This is a genomic window from Bradyrhizobium sp. BWC-3-1 (genome assembly GCF_032917965.1).
GTDB classification, from domain to species: Bacteria; Pseudomonadota; Alphaproteobacteria; order Rhizobiales; family Xanthobacteraceae; genus Bradyrhizobium; species Bradyrhizobium canariense_D.
In genome coordinates this window covers 2647826-2670038 of sequence record NZ_CP136625.1, presented here as the reverse complement: position 1 = coordinate 2670038, position 22213 = coordinate 2647826, and the positions used below count along the sequence as shown (strand labels likewise).

At 61.8% G+C, this 22213-nt stretch carries 19 protein-coding genes; 7 read left to right on the top strand and 12 right to left on the bottom strand.

Annotation, left to right across the window (positions count from 1 at the left end):
• Positions 1–115: 115 nt before the first annotated feature.
• From RX329_RS12835 to RX329_RS12820, 4 genes are all read left to right on the top strand, one after another.
• Entirely contained in the window at positions 116–1075 is a 960-nt protein-coding gene (locus tag RX329_RS12835) for a hypothetical protein (protein WP_317245900.1), read from the top strand.
• An 8-nt stretch (positions 1076–1083) separates the two neighbouring features.
• Positions 1084–1578, top strand: coding sequence for a hypothetical protein (locus RX329_RS12830; RefSeq protein WP_317245899.1), 495 nt, complete (start codon positions 1084–1086; stop codon positions 1576–1578).
• A gap of 303 nt (positions 1579–1881) precedes the next feature.
• The gene (locus RX329_RS12825; protein ID WP_317245898.1) at positions 1882–2619 is read left to right on the top strand and encodes a hypothetical protein; all 738 of its coding nucleotides are present in this window, start codon (positions 1882–1884) and stop codon (positions 2617–2619) included.
• Between the two features lie 439 nt (positions 2620–3058).
• A complete protein-coding gene (locus tag RX329_RS12820; RefSeq protein ID WP_317245897.1) occupies positions 3059–3604 on the top strand; it encodes a phage terminase small subunit P27 family in 546 nt (181 codons plus the stop codon).
• Between the two features lie 29 nt (positions 3605–3633).
• Here RX329_RS12820 and RX329_RS12815 read toward each other — a convergent pair whose 3' ends face one another.
• The 4 genes from RX329_RS12815 to RX329_RS12800 form a co-directional block, all read right to left on the bottom strand.
• The gene (locus RX329_RS12815; protein WP_317245896.1) at positions 3634–4137 is read right to left on the bottom strand and encodes a hypothetical protein; all 504 of its coding nucleotides are present in this window, start codon (positions 4135–4137) and stop codon (positions 3634–3636) included.
• Positions 4138–4270: 133 nt separating this feature from the next.
• Complete coding sequence (locus RX329_RS12810) at positions 4271–5227, bottom strand: PIN domain-containing protein (RefSeq protein WP_317245895.1); 957 nt, start codon at positions 5225–5227, stop codon at positions 4271–4273.
• Positions 5228–5356: 129 nt separating this feature from the next.
• A complete protein-coding gene (locus RX329_RS12805) occupies positions 5357–6286 on the bottom strand; it encodes a hypothetical protein (RefSeq protein WP_317245894.1) in 930 nt (309 codons plus the stop codon).
• Positions 6287–6819: 533 nt separating this feature from the next.
• On the bottom strand, positions 6820–8265 hold the full coding sequence (locus RX329_RS12800) for an integrase family protein (protein ID WP_317245893.1): 1446 nt from the start codon (positions 8263–8265) through the stop codon (positions 6820–6822).
• 677 nt (positions 8266–8942) lie between these two features.
• Here RX329_RS12800 and RX329_RS12795 point away from each other — a divergent pair.
• On the top strand, positions 8943–10082 hold the full coding sequence (locus tag RX329_RS12795; RefSeq protein ID WP_085384016.1) for an MFS transporter: 1140 nt from the start codon (positions 8943–8945) through the stop codon (positions 10080–10082).
• 6 nt (positions 10083–10088) lie between these two features.
• Here RX329_RS12795 and RX329_RS12790 read toward each other — a convergent pair whose 3' ends face one another.
• Positions 10089–11078, bottom strand: coding sequence for a Bug family tripartite tricarboxylate transporter substrate binding protein (locus RX329_RS12790; RefSeq protein WP_085384015.1), 990 nt, complete (start codon positions 11076–11078; stop codon positions 10089–10091).
• A 287-nt stretch (positions 11079–11365) separates the two neighbouring features.
• Between RX329_RS12790 and RX329_RS12785 the strand changes: the two genes are divergently transcribed.
• The gene (locus RX329_RS12785) at positions 11366–14206 is read left to right on the top strand and encodes an ATP-binding protein (protein ID WP_085384014.1); all 2841 of its coding nucleotides are present in this window, start codon (positions 11366–11368) and stop codon (positions 14204–14206) included.
• Positions 14207–14229: 23 nt separating this feature from the next.
• On the opposite strand, the gene RX329_RS12780 is transcribed toward RX329_RS12785, so the two are convergent.
• From RX329_RS12780 to RX329_RS12770, 3 genes are all read right to left on the bottom strand, one after another.
• Positions 14230–15168: an aldo/keto reductase gene (locus RX329_RS12780; protein ID WP_026234005.1), complete on the bottom strand. Its 939-nt coding sequence runs from the start codon at positions 15166–15168 to the stop codon at positions 14230–14232.
• Positions 15169–15261: 93 nt separating this feature from the next.
• Positions 15262–16758 (bottom strand): MDR family MFS transporter, encoded by a 1497-nt coding sequence (locus tag RX329_RS12775; protein ID WP_085384013.1) that lies wholly within the window; start codon positions 16756–16758, stop codon positions 15262–15264.
• Positions 16755–17900 carry an HlyD family secretion protein gene (locus RX329_RS12770; RefSeq protein ID WP_085384012.1) on the bottom strand — a complete coding sequence of 382 codons (1146 nt, stop codon included), beginning with the start codon at positions 17898–17900 and terminating at the stop codon, positions 16755–16757. The genes RX329_RS12775 and RX329_RS12770 overlap by 4 nt, the downstream gene beginning before the upstream one ends.
• Before the next feature lie 47 nt (positions 17901–17947).
• Between RX329_RS12770 and RX329_RS12765 the strand changes: the two genes are divergently transcribed.
• On the top strand, positions 17948–18676 hold the full coding sequence (locus RX329_RS12765) for a TetR/AcrR family transcriptional regulator (RefSeq protein WP_244561210.1): 729 nt from the start codon (positions 17948–17950) through the stop codon (positions 18674–18676).
• Positions 18677–18725: 49 nt separating this feature from the next.
• Here RX329_RS12765 and msrA read toward each other — a convergent pair whose 3' ends face one another.
• The 4 genes from msrA to RX329_RS12745 form a co-directional block, all read right to left on the bottom strand.
• A complete protein-coding gene (msrA, locus tag RX329_RS12760; protein WP_085384010.1) occupies positions 18726–19241 on the bottom strand; it encodes a peptide-methionine (S)-S-oxide reductase MsrA in 516 nt (171 codons plus the stop codon).
• A 171-nt stretch (positions 19242–19412) separates the two neighbouring features.
• Positions 19413–19835, bottom strand: coding sequence for an OsmC family protein (locus tag RX329_RS12755; protein WP_018460340.1), 423 nt, complete (start codon positions 19833–19835; stop codon positions 19413–19415).
• Positions 19836–19946: 111 nt separating this feature from the next.
• Positions 19947–20795, bottom strand: coding sequence for an enoyl-CoA hydratase/isomerase family protein (locus tag RX329_RS12750; RefSeq protein WP_018460341.1), 849 nt, complete (start codon positions 20793–20795; stop codon positions 19947–19949).
• A 62-nt stretch (positions 20796–20857) separates the two neighbouring features.
• Entirely contained in the window at positions 20858–22171 is a 1314-nt protein-coding gene (locus RX329_RS12745; RefSeq protein WP_018460342.1) for an epoxide hydrolase family protein, read from the bottom strand.
• Positions 22172–22213: the final 42 nt, after the last annotated feature.

Genomic DNA, 22213 nt, shown 5'->3' with positions numbered 1-22213 from the left:
ACCGGACGCGACAGCACCGTGCCATCATCCAGACGATGGAGGTCCGCCAATGAACGCACCGGCTCGCCAAGGCATCCCTTTGAGACCTGATCCTGCCGCCCTTCGCGAGAGCGCGATGAGATCGCTGGCCCGCGCCACTATCGACACCGCCCGCAGGGTACGCGACCGATACGCCAAATCTGCTTGGCCGGATGACCATGTCGTCAAGCTGATCACACGCGGTGCCGTCACCCAGACCACGCTTGCCGACGCGGAGGTGCTGCAGCAGGTCGGGCTGGCCTTTGTCAGCTCGCTGGTGCCGGTGTCCGCCGGCGCCGGCGTGATCGCATCGTCGTTGAAGCTGAGTTTCGACGGCAATGCCCAGATCAGCGTGCCATCACTGACGCTGCCGCACGCAGTCTGGCTCAGCGAAGGTCAGCCGATCCCGGTGATGCAGGGCCTGACGACACCGGGCACGCTGATCGATCCGTACAAGGTGGCGATGATCGTGGCGCTGACAAACGAGATGCTTCGCCTCAACGGCAACGCCGAGGCAATGGTGCGCGCCGTGCTGCTCGAAAACGCAGGGCCCACCCTCGACAGCGCGCTGTTTTCTGCAAGCGCAGCGTCGCCAGGTTTGAGACCGGCAGGTATCCTCAACGGCATTGCCCCGCTGCCGCCGTCGAGCGCCACGTCGCCCTATGACGCCATGGTTGCCGACATCGCCGCCATCGCAACCGCGCTCGCACCAGCCAGCGGAGCCAGCCCACCCATCTTGGTCGCCGCACCCGCGCAGTACGTTCCGCTCGCCATGAATGCGCGCAATCCATGGTCAGTGCTGATGTCGGCATCATTGCCCGCAGGCACCGTCATCGGCGTCATACCTGCCGCGCTTGCGACCGTGATCGAGCCGCCCCGGATCGAGGCATCCTCAACGATGGTGCAGATGGATGATCAGCCCTCCGCTGATCCTATGACCGGCCCAACGATCAGCCTGTACCAGACCGACAGCATCGGTCTGCGTTTCATTTTGCCTGCAACATGGAGCCTGCGTTCGCCAAGCGGTGTGGCGTGGCTCGAGAACGTGACTTGGTGAGGATGTTCATGAGCGAGATCGATCAGGTGCGACAACAGCTTCGGCAGGAACGTGCGAGGCAACTGCGCGAGGAGAACGAAGCGGCCATCGAAGAGCTGGAGCGACAACGGCGCGAGCGCGAATTTCTCGAAGAGATGGGCCAGCCGGTGCCGGAACGTCGCGAGTGGCAACTGCCCGAAGTCGAACCGCCGCCGCGAGAACGCAAGCGCGACACTTCGCCCGTCGATTGGTCAAGCGTGATCGATCAGCGTATCGGCGCCGAGCATGCGTTCATGGCCCAACTGCTGGCCGAGCTAATCGCTACGTTGACCGACCGGCAAGAAAAAGCCATCGAAGATGCGGTGCGCCCGCTGCAGAGCGAACTCGGCCAAATGAAAGGCGACGCCGCCCAACAGAAGGTCGCATTTTGCGAGCTGCGGGTCGCTCTGAACGAGCAGCTGGCTGCTGATCATGGCAAGACAATCGACTTGCCGCAGCTGCCGTTGCGCAGCCGCGCTAACTGATCGCCCGACCGACGCGCCGCCACCCAAAGCGGACGGTCCGGCGGACACGCCAGAATAGACGCGCGAATGACCCGGAGCGAACGGTGCGGCGCTATTGTGGATAATCGACACGCTATAATTGTGCAGCCTTGTCAATCGTCGCCTTTGCGGCAAAGCTACTGAGTTCACGCAAGGTTTTCGTTGAACTTTGAGCTGCACTTTTGCGGCGTGCCTTTGCCGACTTCTTGCCCAGTGATACGGCTGCGCGATTTGCATGCCGTCATTATAGCACGCCCCGCGAATGGCCGGATTGCGGATAGAATGATGAAGGATTTTCTCGATAATTTTGCAGCCGTCATCGGCGCTGCGACACTCGCGCTTTTGCTTTTCGCAGTCTGCCATGAATACGGATATTTTTCCGTGATCGGGAGCAGTTTCCAGTCGTTTGTTTCAACGACGGATTACTTCACCAACGCGACGCAGTGGTTTTTGATGACGGGATTTAGCTTGTACACTTGGCTCGATTGGAAATCGCTGTTTGGTACCAAGATATATATGCAGCCACTGAGCAAGGATTGGCGTACGTGGTTGTTCCCGTCAGTAATGCTATTGCTTTTCTTGCTTGATTGGTTCTTCTCTGCGCAACCATCGGTACAGTTCTTTTTTCTTTTTCTTTATGTGTGGCTTGTCTATGTCGCCAAATACATCATCCCGTTCGCGGACGCGACGGAGCCGATGAAGAAGAACATTCGATCCGCAATCATCGCGGTCCCCGTGCTCGCTGTTTTCGCCTTTTCATTTGGGCAGCAAAAGGGGCTCTCATCGCTCTATGCGATATCTGATCCCTACACCATCAAAATGAAAACCGAGACGCGCCAGCGAGTGCTCCTGCGCAACTTCGACAAGGGGTTGCTTGTCCGAAATCCGGTCGATCAACGGGTTGAGTTCATCAAGTGGGACCAAATCGAAGAAGTCACTAAACCTTCACCGAAGTACCCCTACGAAAGTTACGCCTGCAAATGGCTGGAGTGGTGGTGCCGCCTTCCGTCTATGTCACCCTAAGCCGTCGCCCGCTGCGTGCCTTGGAGCGGACGTGCCCTGACGCCGTTACGGCGGCGCGACGAGTAGTGGTCTGGTGTCTCGCGATATGTAAACTGCCGAAAACTGAGAGTTAGTGAGACGGCGTGGCACAGTAGGCCCGCAGATTGCGTGGCGGAGTCACTGGCGAGTTTACGCACCTCGCTGCTGTTGGGATGCCCCCGACAAGATAAACATCACCGGCCCGCGCCACGGATTTGGGGCCGCCCTTCAATGGGGGTGGGGGGAGGCAGAGAAAATAGGCCCCCGCACGAGTTCCAGCGCGGCGGCGGTGCGATTTTAGTGGGTGCAGGATATGAAAATCGCCCGAGAAAAATTTTCTCCTTCGGAATAACCGCCCCTCGTCTTTCGACGGCAAAACGCGCAGATTGGGCTCGATAGCCGACTATTTTTGGAGGTTCCCATGAAACCTGGGCCGCCGCCTACGCCGCTGCACCTGAAGCTGATGCGCGGCAACCCCGGCAAGCGCAGGCCAAAGCCCGAGCCTGAGCCCACCGTCCCTCCAAGCTGTCCCGAGCCGCCGTCCTTCATCACCGGCTACGCCGCCGACCTGTGGTGGGAGACCGCTCCCGAGCTGCACAGACTGCACTTGCTCACTCGGATCGATGTCCCCGCGCTGGCCGCCTACTGTCATGCCTATGGGCAGTGGCGTCTTGCGGCAGAGACGCTGACGAGGATGCAGGCCAATGATCCGGTGATGAACGCCCAGCTGATCAGGACCAAGTTCGGTGACGCGGCTGCGAACCCGCTGGTCTCCATCGCGCGCAAGCACGCTGCCGACATGATCAAGTTCGCGAACGAATTTGGCCTGACCGCCGCAGCCCGCTCGCGTCTGGCTGCAGGCGGCGTTACACCGCCATCGCCGCCATCGAAGTTCGCTGGGTTGATCAGCGACGGCACTGTCCTACCAATGATGATGAAACGAACATCGCCACCGGATGCGAGCTGAATAGCTCACAGCGGCCTTGAGAGCACTCATCAAAAGCCAAGCCTCGTCCGTTGCAACACCTTGAGGGGTTCGCCCTTCCCAAAGGCATCCTCTTGCTCACCTGCATTCGGAAGCACATAGAGCGGCTGCACCCATTTGGCTGACGAGCTGTCCGGCGTACTTACGCGGAGTGCAAGACAGACTACATAACTGGCAACACCCTCGACCGCGCCATCTTCCTTAAAGCGGAGCAGGCCGCCGTCCTTTTTCCAAGGGTACTCAGCTCGAACCTTAGCTTGGAGGACCTGTATCTCACCCGGCTTCAATACAAGCGGATTTGCTTCCAGATAGATGGACTTGTGCAATGGGAGTTTTTGATTGCATTGGGCGGCAGCGTCGCCCGCGCTCGTCACGAGCACAAGCATTCCATAGATATCGCTGACAACCGCTTGCCGGTTGCCGGAATTGATAAAAGTGAACTCCTGCATTTCCGGCAACGTGAACTGGGTTTTGTCGCGCATCACCCGCAGCACATCACCAACGATGAACCTCACGTCATCACGTTGAAGAAGATCGTGTGATAGGCCGTTAGTGCTGAAATCCCCAGAGAGAAAAGTGATATTCCGACCGCAAGCCAGTCGCGTCCCTTCTTTTCTTCAGCCATTGATCCCCCACACTGATCGGCACCTAAGTATCAAGCATATCCCAATCTTCACCGAGCACCCATCTCAGCGCCGACAGCTTGCCGTTGATCATGCCCCATTCAAAATCATCCCAGGGGCCCAGTTCATCGGCTCCGTACTTACTTTCCTTGCTTCTGGCTGCGCGCTCAGCCATCTCCCAGACGCCACGGTTAATTCGCAGTCCAAAGGGGTCTCTTCCGCGTTCTTCACGGTCCTCGATGAGCACTGCTTCCCCGCGCTGAAGTTTTTCATTCCACACTTGATGTCGATTGTACCAAACCTGATCGATCAGTTTGCCGATCGCTTCCGTTATCTCAACGAACCGGCGCGGGGGGAAGTCCAGCGTGTGCTCGACGATGATGTCCTGAAATTCGAGGGGACGATAAACATTCAGCGCGTTCCCCAGCTTCGTGAAGTACCTCGACCTGCTTTTGGGAAAGAACTTTACGATGTCCGGATGTGGTTCTTGCTCATTGACGCCGACGTTGCTGAAATCCTTGATGTTGTGCGTTATGAAAGCGTAGTGTCCGGCGGACCGCTGCTGAATTTGGCCATAAGCCTCAATCAGGATTGCATCTCCCATGCTGTTGCGCTGCCGATGAAATGGTGCCCTACTGTGTAGGGCGCGTTCCGCTGCTGCCAGCTTCATGGAAGGCACGATTTCCACGATTTCTGATGCGCCAAAGATCAGCCTTTCAATTCGTTCAACGGCCTTGGTCGCGGCATCACGGTAGTTCACCGATTTCTGGTCGATCTCGGTGAGCTGTGTGATTGCGATCTGCCTGTCGCCATCCTTGCCGTAACGGGCAAGCATTTCCTTGGCCCGTCGCAATGTGCTCGCAATGCTTCGACCGCTTTCCTCGATAACTCGCTCCTTGTTTCGTGCCAGTTCATCAACGACGATTTTTGGTACGATGAGGCTTATGAAATTCATGCGCACCAGCTCCTCCAGTGCGCTCAATAGTGGCTCCTGACTGTGGTCCTTTGCCAAGTCCAACCAGACGCAGGTATCTACAACCACAAAAACGGGCTTACGCTGTCGCACCATGTGGAGTTTCCTTCAACCTTGGACAGCCATTTATCATGTCCCTTAGCGACGCCGCGTTCGCAAGTGATGATTTATCCGAGCAAGATGGACTGGTTGTGAAATGCGAGCGCGCTCTGGCCCGCCGATGATGGCTCCGGTGGGGACGCTGTCCCTATTCTTCACGATGTCAGGTACACCTGCCTTCCTCGCGACCAGTCTCCACTTTCGGCGAAACTCGGCGGTTGACCACGGCACCCCAGTAGTATCGCAGATAATAATCGGGCCACGCCTCGGAAGATCAGCCTTATCCGCACCGTAAGCCTCAAACTCTTCCAAAACCATTGGTGCTGTTTTCAAATCAACTTCAATAGGTCTGCGACCCGATCCAACCGCATGGCGCAAAATCAGATTTTTATCGATGTTCGACCATCGCAGGCCGCGAAGCCACTTCAGCCCGTCGTGCGCGACATTTGACTCTCCTGGCTCGCTCACTGGCACCCACTCGCCAATCACGTCCTTCTGGCTCAGCATTAACTCGAACTGAAGCGCCTGAGCCAGTGCAAGTGAGTACCAACCAAAATGATCCCGAGCGACTGCACGAATTGCGCGTACATGCTCCGCCGTTAGTTGCACGTGGCGAGGACCCAAACTGCGAAATCGACTTTCCCGCAGGATTTCCAGCAACCGTTGGCACTCTCGGTCCTCGAGTAGCGTGAAACCAAATCTGAACAGGGCACGCAATCGCGCGATCAGTTCATTTGCTGCCGCGATTTTGCCGCCAGAGGACCACGCTTTGTGCCACTCCAGCAATGTCCGCTGCTTGATGCTTCGGAGTTGATGCTTGCCGTGTTCATTGCCGAGGCGCTTCAGCACGCGATCTTGTTTGACGCGGACCTGATATTGAAGATTTCGGAAAGATGAGTCCGGATCAGTGCGGTAAAGATCGATCAGGTCGTTGAGTGTGTAACCCATCTCAAATGCTTTCTCGGTCACATTAATTTTGGGTATAAATCGCCAGTATGAAAGCAACGACCGCAACCGCACCGACGATGCCGACGACACCGTCCGCGCGTATGGTTGTGCCAAGAAATCTTATTTCGAGTCGCTGGGGTTGAGCCACGAGATTATCTCCATCTCATTCCGACTCGATTGCCGAGCCGGTCATGGGTTCATTGGCCCTACCTCGGCCAGCACCCACAACGACATTTGAGGCTCCAAAAAAAAGTGACGTAATTTGAAGGAGTTGGCTGCAGCACGGGGACTCTCGCGCTCTCGCGAAAAAACCGCTGATGTGAGACGTGCGTGTTCGTTATGCTCGTAACTCGCTGAGATTGTTATGCAATCGGTGGGCGGCTAATAAGATGTTCAGCGAAGTCGAACCTGCCGTCGGTGGACGGCGGGGAAGAGTTCGACCGATCAAAGGCATAGATGACCTCAGCGGTCTTTTTCGGAGCGCCGTAAAAAACGCACAGAAAAGCCCGCCTCGGATCAACCGGACGGGCTCTCTGCTGCCGATGTGAGCTGGATCAGGCGGCTCGACGCATTGCGCTGTCTGCCTGCTGCACTTCGGCTGGCTGATTGACGATGCGTCGTATCTCATCGGCCAGCTTCTGCAGGGCCTCGCGCTTCTCAGCAATGCGCGGGTCCTGATCATAGTGCCTGCCGGTGACTGGTGAGATGGCAATGCCGTTGTCGTCGGCCCTGATCTGGTGATCCAAGCACAGTGCGATGGTGGCACGGCTGACACCTGCACCAGCCAGCAGGCTGGCTGCGGTCCTGCGCAGATCGTGCGGCGTGAACGGCTTCATGCCCAGCTGCTCGCAGATGCCAACAGTCCTCGTCACGATCTTGCCGTTGCGCCTGACCCTGTTGCCACGCAGGGCACAGGCCATCGCCTTCTTGTTCAGCGGCTCAGTGCCCCAGCGCCCTGCGAACAGGAATGGGTGATTGCCCATGGCTTCCTTCGCTATCTGCGCAGCAAGATCGGACAGGGGCTGACGGATTTCGCGAGCCAGCTTGACGCGCTCAGGGGGAATGATGACCACAGGCAGCTTGCTGTTGAGGCCTCCATGCTCATCGAACTCGTTGGAGTGCGTGCCCAGTGCTTCCCATGTCCTGAGCATCATCAGGAAGGTGTATTTGATGGCCAGACAAATCTTGCGATCAGCGCAGATGTCAGGACGGTCCAGACCATGCCACAAGGTCCTGACTTCATCAGGTGATAGCTTGCGTGTGCGCGGCGGCACCACATCCAGCGCCGGGAGATTGACGCACGGGCTGGCAGTCACGTAGTCGCGGCCTGCTTCAGCTGCCCATCTGAACAAGCCTGAAGCAGCCTTGCGCATGTGGATTGCGCTGCTGATCGATCCCTTTTTGCTGGTCCTGCCTCCCTTGATGATCAGCGTGCCTACAAGGATATCGGCCTGCAGCTGTGCGATGTCGTGCTTTGTGATTTCGCTGGCGATCTTGCTGCCAAGGCGTGGCCTGATGAAGCGGTTCAGGTGGCTGGCCATAGTCTCCCACGCCTTCTTGCGCGGAGCCATCTTCAACGTGATGCCGTCCTTCTCCCGGCCCTTGGGCACCAGCTGGCTAATCCAAGCAATGCGCTCATCGATCACCTGATTGACGGAGACGCCCGACAGCTTGGCCTGCAGCTGCTTAGCTTGTCGTGCAGCCTGTAGAACATCCTCGCCGTTGCCGATCCGCCACTTCAACTTCATCGCCTCAATGCGCGCCATCTCGATGGTGAACAGCTCGGGGTGATAGATGCCGACCTTGATCGTGCTGCCCTTGCCGTGGATAGAGAATTTTAGATTGAACGTCGCCACGCCTTTCGGGGTAACGCTGACGTAAAGGCCGGGGACGCCGTTCCTTCCGCCGTCATAAGTTTTGGTTTGCTTAGTCACCCTGGCCTCGCATTTGGCTGGGGTGATGGCCTTGCTCGCGGGCCGGTTGGTGGTGATGCTGGACATGGTGCTTCTCTGTTCGGAGTGTTGAAACTGAGCTGGGGCTCAGCCCCAGTTGCAGCGGTTTCCAGTGAGCCCGATTGAGACAGTCTAAGCCTCAAACACCTTGTTTTGTAGGCTCTTTAGAAGATCAGAGAGGCTCACTAAGTGCCAAAATAGGGCCCACACGGTTTTGCCGTACGCACGGCCCGCCATTTCGCCGCAGTATTCCCAGCCCTGTCGACCGAGCCGGAAACTTACAGACGAGACGAAGCCTAGCAGCGCCGCTCGTCGGAACGAAGCCTTGGGCTCACGGAGAGCAATCCGCCCTGCCCTTGGCCTCTCGCACCCGAACGCTGCCGCGTCCACCGCAAGCCCGGCTCGCGAACATGACGACCACAAGATCGCCCCTCAAGGATGAGCCGGGATGGCCAACACATACGCCGTTTCCGAATTTCGGTAAAGCGGAATATTTTCATCAGTGCGGCTTGACACCGGTGCGGGTCGGGCTGTCAAGGTGTTTCGCCCGACGGCGCAGCCCACCGGCGCGCCGAGATGCCGGTGACGAGCCAAAAGGCCTGGTGTCCGCTTGCGGCCGCCCGGGGGCCGCCTGCGACAATCCGAGTCCGCCGCGGACATAAAGACGCGACAATTGCGGGGCTTGTCGATTGCCCCTGCCCTGATTCCCCCTTCCCGGAGTTCCCATGTCTTCTGCCGACAGGCCAGCGACACGCCTTGCGACCAGACTTGCCTTCCTCGTCGCGGGTTTCGGCATGGCGTGTTGGGCACCACTGGTGCCGTTCGCGAAGGCGCGGCTCGCCGTCGACGACGGCATCCTCGGACTGCTCCTGCTCAGCCTCGGCATCGGCTCGGTCGTCGCGATGCTTCTGACCGGCGTGCTGAGTGCGCGCTATGGCAGCAAGCCGATCATCATGGCGGGCGGGATCGGTCTTGCCCTGGTCCTGCCTCTGCTGACAATCGCGAACTCGCCCGCGATGCTGGCGCTGGCACTCCTCGCATTCGGCGCCGCGCTCGGCTCCATCGATGTCGCCATGAACATCCACGCGGTTGAGGTGGAGCGCGCCGCGGGACGTCCGCTGATGTCCGGCTTCCACGCGCTGTTCAGTATCGGCGGCTTCGCCGGGGCCGCGCTCATGACCGCACTGCTCTCGCTGCAACTCGGCGCGCTCGCTTGCACGCTGATCTGCTCCGTCCTGATGCTGATCGCGATGCTTGGGGCCTGGCCGCGGCTGCTTCGCTCCGTGCAGGTGCAGGAAGGACCGCTGTTCGTGCTGCCGCATGGCGCCGTGCTCCTGCTCGCGCTGCTTTGCGCCATCACCTTCCTCGTCGAAGGCGCGATGCTCGATTGGGGCGCGTTGCTCGTCATCGGCGCGGGTCTCGTTTCCGAAGCGCAAGGCGGGATCGGCTACATCGTGTTCTCGGTCGCGATGACGATTGGGCGGCTCGGCGGCGACGCCGTCGTCGCGCGCATCGGAGACCGCACGACATTGTTCTGGGGCAGCCTGATTGCGATCGCGGGTTTCGTGGTCCTGCTCACCGCTCCCGTCGTGGCGGTCGCCATAGGCGGCTTCCTACTCATCGGCCTCGGCGCATCCAACCTCGTGCCGGTGCTGTTCCGCCGAGCGGCGAGGCAGAAGGTGATGCCAACGGGCCTCGCCGTCGCGGCGATCACGACCGCCGGCTACGCCGGCGTTCTCGCGGGCCCCGCCGGTGTCGGCTTCATCGCACGTCTTGGCGGATTGCCGGTGGCGTTCTGGCTCCTGACCGCGCTGATGGGCCTCGTCACGCTGACGGCGCGCATTGTCACGCGCGCCGATGCCTGAGCGGCTTCACAAATTGATCAGCCCGATCGATTTGATCAGGGGCGCGAGGCTTGCGGATGTGGCCTCGACGATGCGCTGGAATTTGTCCGGGCTTGAATCGTTGTCCGGCTCCATGCCCTGGGCGCGATAGCTCGCCAGAAGCGCCCTATCGGCCATGGCGAGCCGCGTCGCCTGCGCGATCCGGTCGATGATCGCATCGTCGGTGTCCTTGGGTGCGAACAGACCGAACCATCCCTCATACCGGATGCCGGACATGCCGGATTCGACGGCGGTCGGGATCTCCGGCGCGCCGCTCAGCCGCGTTTCGGTGGTGACCGCAAGCAGCCTGACTCTTCCCGCTTGGGCCAGCTGCTGCAATTGAACGGACATGACGGCAATGACGAGCGATATCTGGCCGCTGACGAGGTCGTTGGTCGCCTGCGCGATGCCGCGATAGGGCACGTGGACGATGTCCAGCGCGCCGGCCTGCTGCTTGAAGGATTCGCCGACCAGATGGTTTCCGGTGGCGATCCCCGGCGTGCCATAGGACAGCTTTCCTGGATTGGCTTTCGCATAGGTGATCAACTCGCGCAGGTTTGCGGCAGGCACCGAAGGATTGACGGCGAAAACCAGCGCGCTGTTGATCAGCCGGTAGATGGCGCGGAAATCGCCAACGGAATATCCGGGATTTGCCGCCGTCATGGGAATGATGACCTGCGTGCTGCCGTTGCCGAGCAGCAGCGAATAGCCGTCGGGCTCCTCGCGCGCGACCGCCGCGGTCCCGATGGCGCCGCCCGCGCCGCCGATATATTCGACGAAGGTCGGCCCGAGCAGCGACGGCATCCTGTCCACCCAGGGGCGCGCGATCTGGTCACCCGATCCGCCGGCTCCGTAGGGAATCACCAGGCGAATGGGACGAGACGGATAGTCGGCGGCTTGTCCGCTGCGGGGAAGCGCGGCGAGCGCCGCTGCGCCCGACAACGCGTGCACCAATTGTCGCCGCGTGAAAGAGGCCATGCTGGAAATTCCGGAAGTCGGCAGTCAATGTGGTGGCGGGACCGGCTCCCGGACCATGCCATCGCAGCAATCCGGCATCACAGTCAATGCTCCATCCGGCCGTGCCCCGGCGTCATCGCATTGTCATGTCGGCCTAACTCTTTATTTCACAAGCATTATTTCGGCGAGCCATCCGTCCGCGCAAGGCTGTCAGCCCTGCCCACTGCTTTCGACCGGTTTACTGTACGCCTCGTTCTGTTAGATCAGAAAGTAATACCTTTTGACTCCCTTCGAGGGGGCGATGGCGCGTGCCAGATCGTAGCGAAGATTCGGCCATTTCCTTTGGGCCATTTCGACTGTTTCCGAAGTCCCGGCTCTTGGAGAAGGAGGGCTCGCCGCTTCATGTCGGCGGCCGCGCGCTCGACATTCTCATCTTCCTTGCCGGACGCCCCGGAGAAGTGGTCGACAAGAGAGAGCTGGTCAAGCGCATCTGGGCCGGCGTCAATGTCGACGAGGGTAGCCTGCGCTTCCATGTCGCAGCGCTACGCAAGGCGCTCGGCGACACCGGCAAGTCGGCGCGTTACGTCGTCAACGTGCCCGGCCGCGGCTATTGCTTTGTCGCCTCGTTCGCTCAAGCAGCTCCTCCGGCCGCCCCGCTCCCGGCCGAAAGCGCCCCTCCCCGCTCCTTGCCCGCTCAGCTCACCACGATGGTCGGCCGGGAAGGTGTCATCGAGAAGATCTCGAACGGACTTTCGCTCTATCGCTTCATGACCGTCGTCGGCCCGGGCGGCATCGGCAAGACCTCGGTCGCCGTCACCGTCGGGCATCGCCGCTCCCAGGATTTCGGCGGGCGAGTCTTCTTTGTCGATTTCGGTCCGCTGAGGGATGCCAGTCACATCGCGACCACCATTGCTTCGGCGCTCGGACTGACCATCAGCGCGGAGGATCCGACGCCGGCCCTGCTGACGTTTCTGAAGACCGACCCGGCCCTGCTGATCTTCGACGGTTGCGAACATGTGCTGGATCATTTGGCGCCGCTGGTCGAGCGCATCGTTCGCGAAGCACCGCAGCTTCGTGTTCTCGCAACCAGCCGCGAGTCGTTCCGGAGCGAAGGCGAGCGAATTTTCCGGCTGTTCCCGCTGGACTGTCCGCCCGAGCGCGAAGGGCTTGCTGTCGACGAGGTCCTTGCCTACCCTGCGGCTCAGCTCTTTGTGGAGCGCATTGCGCAGAGCTCGGGCCCGTTCCAGCTCAGCGCGGAAGAGGCCCCCCTCGTCGCGAGCATCTGCCGGCGCCTCGACGGCATCGCGCTGGCAATCGAGCTCGCGGCGGGCCGCGTCAATGCTTACGGCATCGCCGGCACGGCATCCCTGCTCGACAGCCGCTTTTCGCTGCAATGGCGCGGCCGACGCACCGCCGTGCCGCGGCACCAGACACTCGCTGCGGCGCTCGACTGGAGCTACGACCTTCTGCCTGCCGCGGAGAGCGCAACGCTGCGACGCCTGTCGGTCTTCGCCGGGCCTTTCGCGCCGGAGGCGGCTGCGGCGGTCGCGTCGGGTGACGGCCTCAACGCCTCCGAGACCCTCGAAGCAATCGACAGCCTGGTGACCAAGTCTCTGATTTCGCCGTCCGGCTCGCGGACGCTGCGCTATCGGCTGCTCGACACCACGCGCACCTATGCATACGGAAAACTCAACGAGCTCGGCGAAGCCGGGCAGTTCGCGCGGCGTCATGCCGAGCATTTTCGCGATTTATTCCAGCGCGCGGAGGCCGATATTTCGACGCCGCTGCCCGAATGGCTGAGCATGTATGGCGCGGAGCTGGACAATGTGCGCGCGGCGTTGGACTGGGCCTTCGGGCCCGACGGCGAGCCGAAACTCGGGATCGCGCTGACGTCGGCCGCAGTCACGCTGTGGGTGCGTCTTTCGCTGTTCGCGGAATGCCGTGAGCGCAGCAGAACGGCGCTCGCGGCGCTCGGAGACACCGCCGACGACGACCGCATCCGCATGCAGCTGCTGTCGGCGCTCGGATGGTCGCTGATGTATGGCGAGGGCCGCGCGCGCGAGGCGCGGCCGATCCTCGAGACGACCCTCGAGCTGGCTGACAGGCTCGACGACAAGGATTTCCGGCTGCGCGCGCTCTGGGGCTTGTGCATCGACCAGTTCAATAACGGACAGTTCGGCAAGGCCCGTGCGCTCGCCGATCGCTTTGCGAACGCAGCCGCGAACTCGCCCGACAGGACCGATGTCATGCTGGGCGACCGGCTGATGGCCGTCGCGCTGCATTATCTCGGGGATCAGAACGAGGCTCGGCTGCGCATCGACCGGGTCAATGCATCGTTGCATGTGTTGGCGGAGAAGCCGAAAATCTTCCCGCTCGATCTGAGAATATCGACGCAATATTTTCGAGCTCGCATCCTGTGGCTTCAGGGTCTGGCCGATCAGGCTCAGGCCCTCACCGCCAGAAACATCGAGGAAGGCCGCGCCAACGGCCACGCGCTGACATTCTGCAGCGTGCTCGGACAAGCCGCCTGCCCGATCGCCTTCTGGTCCGGCGATTTCGACGCCGCCGAGCGTCACGGCATCGAGCTGCTCGAACACACCGAGCGCCACGCCATCCGGCTGTGGGGCCTGTGGGCACGGGCCTTCAACGCCGCAGTCATGGTCAGGCGCGGCGACGTCACGACCGGCCTGCCGCTGCTGCGCGAGGAGCTCAATCGCGCCGGCGATGCGCGCTTCCTGCCGCGCTTTCTGCCCTTGCTCGGCGAGCTCGCCGCGTGTTCCGGAGAGGCCGACCAGGTCGATCGCGGGCTCGACGTGATCGAGGATGTCCTGACCCGCTGCAACGACCGGCAGGAGCTCTGGTATCTGCCGGAGCTGATCCGCATCAAGGGAGAGTTGATGCTCAGGAACGCCCGGCATTCAGAGGATGCCGAGGCGCGCTTTCGCGAGGCCATGGACATTGCCGTCCAGCAAGGCGCGCTTTTCTGGGAGCTGCGAAGCGCGGTCAGCCTGGCGCGGTACATGATCGGGGCCGGCCAGAGCGCGGAGGCCTTGGCAATTCTGCAACGCGCATGCGGGCCGTTCACCGAGGGCGCCGGCATTGCCGAGATCCGCAGCGCCCACGATCTGATCGAGCAGCTCCGGGCTTGACGAGTCGGCTGACCGGCGCCGATTCATCCGGCCCGCGGAATGAATCCGGGCACGCCGGTCTCGACGACCGTGTTGAACCTGATGTTTGTCGTAATCTGGTCCCTCATCTCTCGCATGGCGTCTTCGGGCAAGGCCGAAATATCGAAGTTTTCCTGGATGCGCCGGGAATTGGTCGAAGTCGTCAGGAAAGCGGTGCCGCGCTGGACCGCCCACGCCAGCGCAATTTGAGCCGGCGTCCTGTGCAAGCGCTCCGCGATGGCAGTGATCACCGGATCGGCTAGCACGTTCGGCTTCATGGCGTGTCCCAGCGCTGCAAACGCCTGCAAGACAATCCCGTGCTCTCGACAGAAGTCGAGCAGGTCCCATTCGGGAAGATACGGATGCGATTCGACTTGCACCATGGCGGGCCTGATCCGCGCGATCGAAACGATCTCGCGCAGCTTGTCCAGGGTGATGTCCGACAGACCGATCGACTTGCAGTGCCCCTCGTCGACGAGGCGCTCCAGCGCCCCCCATGTCTCCGCCAGCGTAACCCCTGAATCATAGATGACCCGACCGTGCTCATCCCTCGGGTCCTGCTCGTCGCCGGGTTGAAAGGCAAAGGGCGTATGGATGATGTAGCAATCGATCTCGTCGAGTTGCAGCCGCCGGCGACTGCCGTCGAAGGCAGGCCTGACCCGTTCCGGCCGATGATTGGTGTTCCATAGCTTCGTCGTAACGAACAGGTCCTTGCGCTGAAGCGTCCCCGCCTTGAATGCCTCCCGCAGCGCATCGCCGACCGCCTCTTCGTTGCGATAGCGCTCCGCGCAATCAAGATGTCGAAATCCGGCCTCCAATGCAGCCTTGGTGGCCCGCCTGGTCACGAGCGGATCCGGAATGAGCGTGCCAAATCCCACCGCGGGAATCGTCCCGGATTGATGAGTTAGAATTCTCGTATAACGAAGCGAATCCGACGTTGTCATGCTGATGCTCCTTTGTTTGCCCTCAGCTCCCTCAAAAGTAAGGGACGAGGTATTCGAAATTGACGATGCGATGTCATTCCACGACTCCAGGCGTTAACCGGTAGGCCGCGGCTTACGGAGAAAAAACACGAGCGGAATCATGACGAGCATGGCGAACATCAGGATCTCGAACTGGTCGATGACCGCGACGGTCGCCGCCTGACGCGTGACCATGCCGTTGAGGGCCGCAAGACCCGGCTTGCCGACCGAGCCCCCGACGTAAGCGGCGACACGATAGGGCGTGAGGTTCTTTGCGAGTGCGACATGCACAGCCTGCGTGTTGGCGTAGAAGAAGAGCTGGACGACCGCGATGCCAATGGTGCTGCCATAGAGGCGCGACAGGTTGATCAGCGCGCTGCCTTCCGGGCGGAGCTTCGGATCGAGCGTGCCGAACGCGGCCCTGGCGAGCGCGGGCAGCAACATGCCGAGACCCGCTCCCTGGAGCAGGCCGGCCTCGACGACCGGCCGCCAATCCATCGCCGGTGAATAGCCAAGCATCAGCCAGTTGGCATAGACCACCAGCGTCATTCCACCCACGAGGAACGGCCGGTAGTCGATCTGCGCCGGGACCAGGCTCGTCAGCACCAGCGCCCCCACCAGCGCGACGCCGCGAGGAACGGTCATGTATCCGGTGGTGTCGACGGGGTAGTTGAGCAATTCCTCCAGCATCGGGGACGTCAAGGCCAGGGTCGGCAGCAGCACGAAGCCAAGCGCGAAGGAGATGACCGTCGAGAGCACGAGATTGCGGTCCCTGAACAGCGCCGTGCGGAGAAAGTGCTCCTTTGTCGTCATGACGTGCACGATGAAGAGATAGAAGCCGAGCACGGAGGCGCCCGCCTCGATCCAGATTTCCGTCGAGGCGAACCATTCGAGGCGCTCCCCGCGGTCGAGCAACATCTGCAACCCGATCATGCCGACGGAGAACGTCGTCAGACCGAAGAAGTCGAAGGACCGGCTCCGCTCCGCCCGCTTCTCGCGGAGCAGCTGAGCCATCGTCAGGAAAATGAAGCCCGTCATCGGCAGGCTGAAATAGAAGATCGAGGGCCAGCGGTAATATTCGCTGAGCCAGCCGCCAATGGCCGGGCCACTGCTGATGCCGAGTAGGGAGCAGACGGTCCACGCCAGGCTCATGCGCGCATGTCGCACCGGCGATGTCGCCTCGAGCAGGATCGCCAGCGAGAGCGGTGCCAGCGGTCCGCTCGCCGCGCCCTGGAGGATTCGCGCCAGCACGAACTGAATCGACGTCGTCGCCAGCGTGTCGAGCGCGAGACCCAACACGAAGATCGTGACGGCGGCCTGATAGACTACCTTCCGACCGTAGCGTCCCGCCAGCCATTGCGTGATCGACATGGTCACGGCGCTCGCCGCGATATACGAGGAAAACACCCAACCGACCTCGTCATTGGCCATCGAGAGCGTCGCCTGAATATGGGGTAGCGCCGCGTTCGGTATCGAGATGTTGACGGCCTGCATGTAGGTCGCCATGAGGGCGGCCGCGGCGATCGCGTGATGACCGCCGGGCGCCGTGGACGATGGGAGGGGCGTACTCATTTGCCCTCCATCGCAAGCGCCGGTTGGAGCAGATGCGCCCAGCTGCGGCGATGGCCTGTATCGACCCGCGCCGTCACGCTGATGCCTGAGAACAACGGCCGGTTTGGATCGAGATCGTCGAGTTCCAAGCGCACCGGCAATCGCTGGACGACCTTGACCCAGTTTCCCGTCGCATTCTCGGGCGGCAGGAGCGAGAAGTCCGAGCCGGTCCCCGGACTCATGCTGACGATGTGTGCCTTGAACTTGCGATCGGGATAGGCATCGACGTCGATCGTCGCCTCCTGGCCAGGGCGCATATGAGTGAGACCGGTCTCGCGAAAATTCGCCTCGACCCAGACGTGCCGGCTCGACAGCAACGAGAACGTCGGTGCCCCGGCATTGACGAAGCCACCAATCTGGAGATCGTCGACCTTGGTCACGATGCCGTCGTCCGGCGCCGTCACGGTGGCGTAGGAGAGATCCAGCCGCGCACGGTCGAATTGTGCCTTGGCTGCGCGGACTGCCGGATGGCGATCGACATCACCCTCAAGCTCGCCGTTGAGTGCGACGATCGTGGTGGCGATCTGCTGCTCGACCGACGCCACGCGCTGGCGAGCGACCTTGAGATCCGTCTCGGCCCGTTCATAGACCGCGCGTGGCGTGAAGTCGGAGGCAACCAGCATCCTCTTGCGGTCGAATTCGTGCTCGTCGAACGTAGCCGTCTCTTTGGCCGACTGCAGCTCCGCCTGCTGCTGACGGTGGGTCGCCTTGAGGGATTCGATCTGGAGCCGCGCACTGCCGAGGCGCGCCTCGGCCTGGTCGACGGCAATTTGATAAGGCTCCGGGTCGATGCGAAACAGCACCTGCCCCCGCCGGACGCGCTCGTTGTCACGCACGGCTATCTCGACCGCCTGGCCGGAAACGCGCGCGTTGATGGTCACCTTGGCGGCACGCACAAAGGCGTCGTCGGTCGAGACATATTGCTCCTGCGCCAGATAGATGAATGCGCCGACCACGGCCACCGCCATCGGCAGCGCAAGCATCAGCGGCCGTCGCAGCGGCTTGCCGAGCCCTGCCCCAAACCATTGGGCGGCTGCCTCGCTCGGGCGGAAGCTGTTGCGAACGCCGAGCCCGCCGGCGATTGGCGCGAAATCGAAACGCATCGGAAGATCCTCGGGTTCAATCTATTTAATAACGCTCGTTACAAATATTGTACTCCGACGCGGCGATCAAGTCCGCGACCTTGATTTTTATAACGATCCATACAAATATGCGTGTGGAACATGGCAACCGGGGTTCTGACGATATGGCACGGAAAAAGAGCGAAACGACCCCGGCGCGCCGGGGACGCCCACCGGCCTACGACGCAGAGACGGCCTTGAAGCGGGCAACGGAAACGTTCTGGAGAACCGGTTATTCCGGTACCTCCCTGGACAAGGTCGCTGCCGCGACCGGGATGAGTCCGCCGAGCCTCTACGCGGTGTTCGGCAACAAGCATGCGCTCTATCTCGAGGCGCTCGCGCGGTATTGGGAGATCAGCCTTGCCGCGACGCGTGAGGCTCTCGCCGGGGACCATTCCTTGGACGAAGCGCTGATGCTGGTCTATGACGCGGCGCTGTCGATCTACTTTTCCGGCAAGGGAGCCGCACGCGGCTGCTTCGTGGTGGGGACGGCGGTGACCGAAGTCGCAGAAGATGCCGCGATCCGGAGCAGCGTTGCGGCGGGACTGCGCATGATAGATGCCGATTTCGAAGCCCGCTTCCGCCTCGCCCAGGACAAGGGCGAGCTGAAGCGCGACGCCGATCCGGCGGCGCTTGCCATTCTCGCTTCAGCCACGATGCACACCATCGCCATTCGCGCCCGTGCCGGCGCCCGCCGCCCGGAGCTGAGGGAGATGGCCCGAAAAGCGGTCGATGTGATCTGCGGATGCCGGCGATGATCTCGCGGATTTCAGCCATGGCTCTCCCCGGCAATAGCGACGACCAGCTTTAGCCTGCCGCGGCAGCCCCGCGCCGCGGCAACTTCCAGTCGGGGCGGATGAAGTGGCAGGTGTACCCGTCCGGATAGCGTTCGAGATAATCCTGATGCTCCGGCTCGGCTTCCCAGAACTCGCCCGCGGGCGCGACCTCGGTCACGACCTTGCCAGGCCAGAGACCGGACGCCTCGACGTCTGCAATCGTATCCCTGGCGACCCGCTTCTGCTCGTCGCTGGTATAGAAGATCGCCGAGCGATAGCTCGTGCCCAAATCATTGCCCTGGCGGTTGAGCGTGGTCGGATCGTGGATCTGGAAGAAGAACTCCAGCATGGTTCGAAAGCTGGTCTTGGCGGGATCGAAGGTGATCTCGATCGCTTCGGCATGACCTTCATGATTGCGGTAGGTGGCATTCTTCACCGCACCGCCGGTGTAGCCGACGCGGGTGGAGACCACGCCCGGCTGCTTGCGGATCAGATCCTGCATGCCCCAGAAGCAGCCTCCGGCCAGAATTGCGCGTTCCGTTGTCATTCGATGCTCCCAATTGATCCGTCTGTCCGTTCTGCATCCGTCGCATATTATGCTTTCGGCGGCCCAGCCGAAAGCCGGGCATTTGCCCATCCGGTTCCTCTCGTGGAGGCCAAAGCTTCGACGACCTCAGCTTCCCCAAGCAGAACCAGATGGACATAAATTGAGCGCGCCTTACGTCAGCTTCGCGTCGAGCGTGATTGCGGCGTTGAGCACCTTCGACACCGGACAGTTCTTCTCGGCCTCGCCCGCGATCTTGGCGAAACCAGCGTCGTCGAGGTTCGGCACCTTGGCACGTAGCGTCAGCGCCGATTTGCTGATCTTGAAGCCTTTGCCTTCCGGCTCGAGGCTGACCGCAGCTTCAGTCGTGAGCTCGTCCGGCGTGAAGCCGGCGAGTTGCAGGCCGAAGGCCAGCGCCATAGTGAAGCAGCCGGCATGGGCCGCAGCGATCAATTCCTCGGGATTGGTGCCCTTCTCGTTCTCAAAGCGGGTCTTGAACGAATAAGGCGTCGCGGCGAGCACGCCGGATTCGCTCGATAACTGACCAGTGCCATCGCGACCGGTGCCTTTCCAGACCGCTGTTGCCTTGCGGATCATCTCAATTCTCCTGGTTGATTTTTTTAGCACCGGCACTCGGTACGGTACGAAAGCGACATTGGCACGACCGCCTGTCGCCGTTCCAACCGGCCGAGCGCCGCAGCAGTTCCGCTAGCTACCGATCTGTCCGACATGGAAGCCGAGCCGGTTCTCGACATCACCGGCGCGGTGGAAGCCGCGCGACATCAGCGCCTTGATGCGGCTCTGGCTTGCCGGGCGGCTGAGCGAGGCCAGGAACGCGTCCCATTCCGGCTTGATCTCGATATCCGGTGGCAGGCTCGCAACGTCGACGAGGCGCTTGGTCTCGGCAATCGCCTCCTTGTCGAAGGACGCGATGCGCATGGCCAGCGCCTCGACGAAGCCATCGAGCTCGGCATCCGGCAACGAGCGGTTCACATAGCCGTAACGTTCGGCGAGATCGCCGTGGATATCGTCGGCGCCAAGCAGAACCTCGAGCGCGCGGCCGCGGCCCATCAGACGCGGCAACCGCGCCATCGGGCCGCCGCCGGGCACGAGGCCCGCACCGACCTCCCATTGCGACAGGACCGCCTTTTCGCGGCTGGCAAAGCGCATATCACTTGCCAGCGCCAGTTCGCTGCCGACGCCGGTCGCACGGCCCCTAATCGAGGCAATCGAAACCACCGGCGCGCGGCTGAGACGCACCAGCATGTCGGGCAGTGCCTGCAGGCCCGTCGGCCCCGGCGGGATACGAAGCGAATCCTCCAGCGGCGCGAGGAAGTCGTAATGCGTGATGAAGAAGCCTTCGACGGCGCTGTCGAACACCACGACCTTCACCTCAGGATCGGTCTCGATCGCCTTGACGACGTCATCAAGAAGCGGAAGCTGCTTGGGGCCGAAGATATTGACTGGGGGCATGTCGAAGGTGACACGCCAATACGACGGCAGCCGACGTTCCAGGCGGATTTGGTCGGTCGTGAAGGTGCGTTCGGGGCGGTTCATGATTGGATTCCTGGTCTGTGGGGAAAGAAGGGAACGCGCGGAAGTGCGCGTCCCCGCAGGTCTCAGATCGACTGACGCAGCGGTCGGAAGGCGGTGCGCATTTCCGCGCAGAACAACGCGGGCTGCTCCCAGGCGGCGAAATGGCCGCCCTTGTCGAGACGGTTGTAGTGCATCAGCCTCGGATAGGCCTTCTCGGTCCAGCTGCGCGGCGCAGCGTAGATCTCGTCCGGGAAGACGCTGACGGCGACCGGGATCTTGATGTGCTTGGGCTCGAAGAACACCAGCTTGTTCTCCCAGTACAGCCGCGCCGACGACACCGCGGTGTTGGTGAGCCAGTAGAGCGCGATGTTGTCGACCACGTCGTCGCGCGACAGCCCTTCCGTCTTGCCGTCGAACACCCGGGCGATCATTGCGGCGCTGCGCGCATCATGGTCGAGCATCCAGGACGCGAGGCCCGCCGGCGAATCCACCAGGCCATAGAGTGTCTGCGGCCGGTTGGACATCTCGATCGCGTAGCCGAGACCGTGCTTGTAGAAGTCATCGAGCTGATCGTAAGCGTAGCGCTCGTCGGCCGAGAGGTTCGACGGCCGCGATCCGCCGGGCTGAAGCGCCTTGGCGATGTCGTCAGGAACGGTCGCGGGCATGTTGGTGTGGATGCCGAGCAGTTCCGGCGGCGCGATCACTGCCATCTGCTCCGTCACGGCATTGCCCCAATCGCCGCCTTGCGCGACATAGCGGTTGTAGCCGAGCCGCTTCATCAGCACGATCCAGGCACGCGCGACGCGCTGGGGATCCCAGCCCAGCTCCGCCGGCTTGCCGGAGAAACCGTGGCCTGGGAGCGAAGGGATCACGAGATCAAAAGCGTCCGCCGCCGTCGCGCCGTGTGCGGCGGGATCGGTGAGCGGGCCGACGATCTTCATCTGCTCGATGATCGAACCGGGCCAGCCATGCGTGACGATCATCGGCAAGGCATTCTCGTGCCTGGAGCGGACGTGAATGAAATGGATGTCGACGCCGTCGATCTCGGTGACGAATTGCGGCAAGGCATTCAGCCGCGCCTCCATCTTGCGCCAGTCGTAGTCGTTCTGCCAGTAGCTCACGAGCTGCTGCACCGTCGTCAGTTGCACGCCCTGCGATTGATCGGCAACGATCTCACGATCAGGCCAGCGCGTCGCGGCGAGACGGCGACGGAGATCGAGCAGATCCTGCTCGGGCACGCTGACGTGGAACGGGCGGACCGCCCCGCTCACGCCGGCCTTCGCAGAATGCAGCGGCAGCAGGCTCGACACGCTTGCCGCGACCGCGGTCATCGCGGCTTGACTCAACAGTTGACGGCGGTCTGGATTGAGAATGTCGGTACGTGCTTGCGTGGTCATGTTCGATCTCCCTGGCTTTGGTCGGTGACGCTGACCGAATTT

Coding starts and splice junctions, on each gene's coding strand:
- RX329_RS12780 (WP_026234005.1), bottom strand. CDS start 15,168: ATGACAACGTCGGATTCGCTTCGTTATACGAGAATTCTAACTCATCAA.
- RX329_RS12750 (WP_018460341.1), bottom strand. CDS start 20,795: ATGAACCGCCCCGAACGCACCTTCACGACCGACCAAATCCGCCTGGAA.
- RX329_RS12775 (WP_085384013.1), bottom strand. CDS start 16,758: ATGAGTACGCCCCTCCCATCGTCCACGGCGCCCGGCGGTCATCACGCG.
- RX329_RS12800 (WP_317245893.1), bottom strand. CDS start 8,265: ATGTCCAGCATCACCACCAACCGGCCCGCGAGCAAGGCCATCACCCCA.
- RX329_RS12795 (WP_085384016.1), top strand. CDS start 8,943: ATGTCTTCTGCCGACAGGCCAGCGACACGCCTTGCGACCAGACTTGCC.
- RX329_RS12755 (WP_018460340.1), bottom strand. CDS start 19,835: ATGATCCGCAAGGCAACAGCGGTCTGGAAAGGCACCGGTCGCGATGGC.
- RX329_RS12830 (WP_317245899.1), top strand. CDS start 1,084: ATGAGCGAGATCGATCAGGTGCGACAACAGCTTCGGCAGGAACGTGCG.
- RX329_RS12825 (WP_317245898.1), top strand. CDS start 1,882: ATGAAGGATTTTCTCGATAATTTTGCAGCCGTCATCGGCGCTGCGACA.
- RX329_RS12790 (WP_085384015.1), bottom strand. CDS start 11,078: ATGGCCTCTTTCACGCGGCGACAATTGGTGCACGCGTTGTCGGGCGCA.
- RX329_RS12835 (WP_317245900.1), top strand. CDS start 116: ATGAGATCGCTGGCCCGCGCCACTATCGACACCGCCCGCAGGGTACGC.
- RX329_RS12770 (WP_085384012.1), bottom strand. CDS start 17,900: ATGCGTTTCGATTTCGCGCCAATCGCCGGCGGGCTCGGCGTTCGCAAC.
- RX329_RS12820 (WP_317245897.1), top strand. CDS start 3,059: ATGAAACCTGGGCCGCCGCCTACGCCGCTGCACCTGAAGCTGATGCGC.
- RX329_RS12745 (WP_018460342.1), bottom strand. CDS start 22,171: ATGACCACGCAAGCACGTACCGACATTCTCAATCCAGACCGCCGTCAA.
- msrA (WP_085384010.1), bottom strand. CDS start 19,241: ATGACAACGGAACGCGCAATTCTGGCCGGAGGCTGCTTCTGGGGCATG.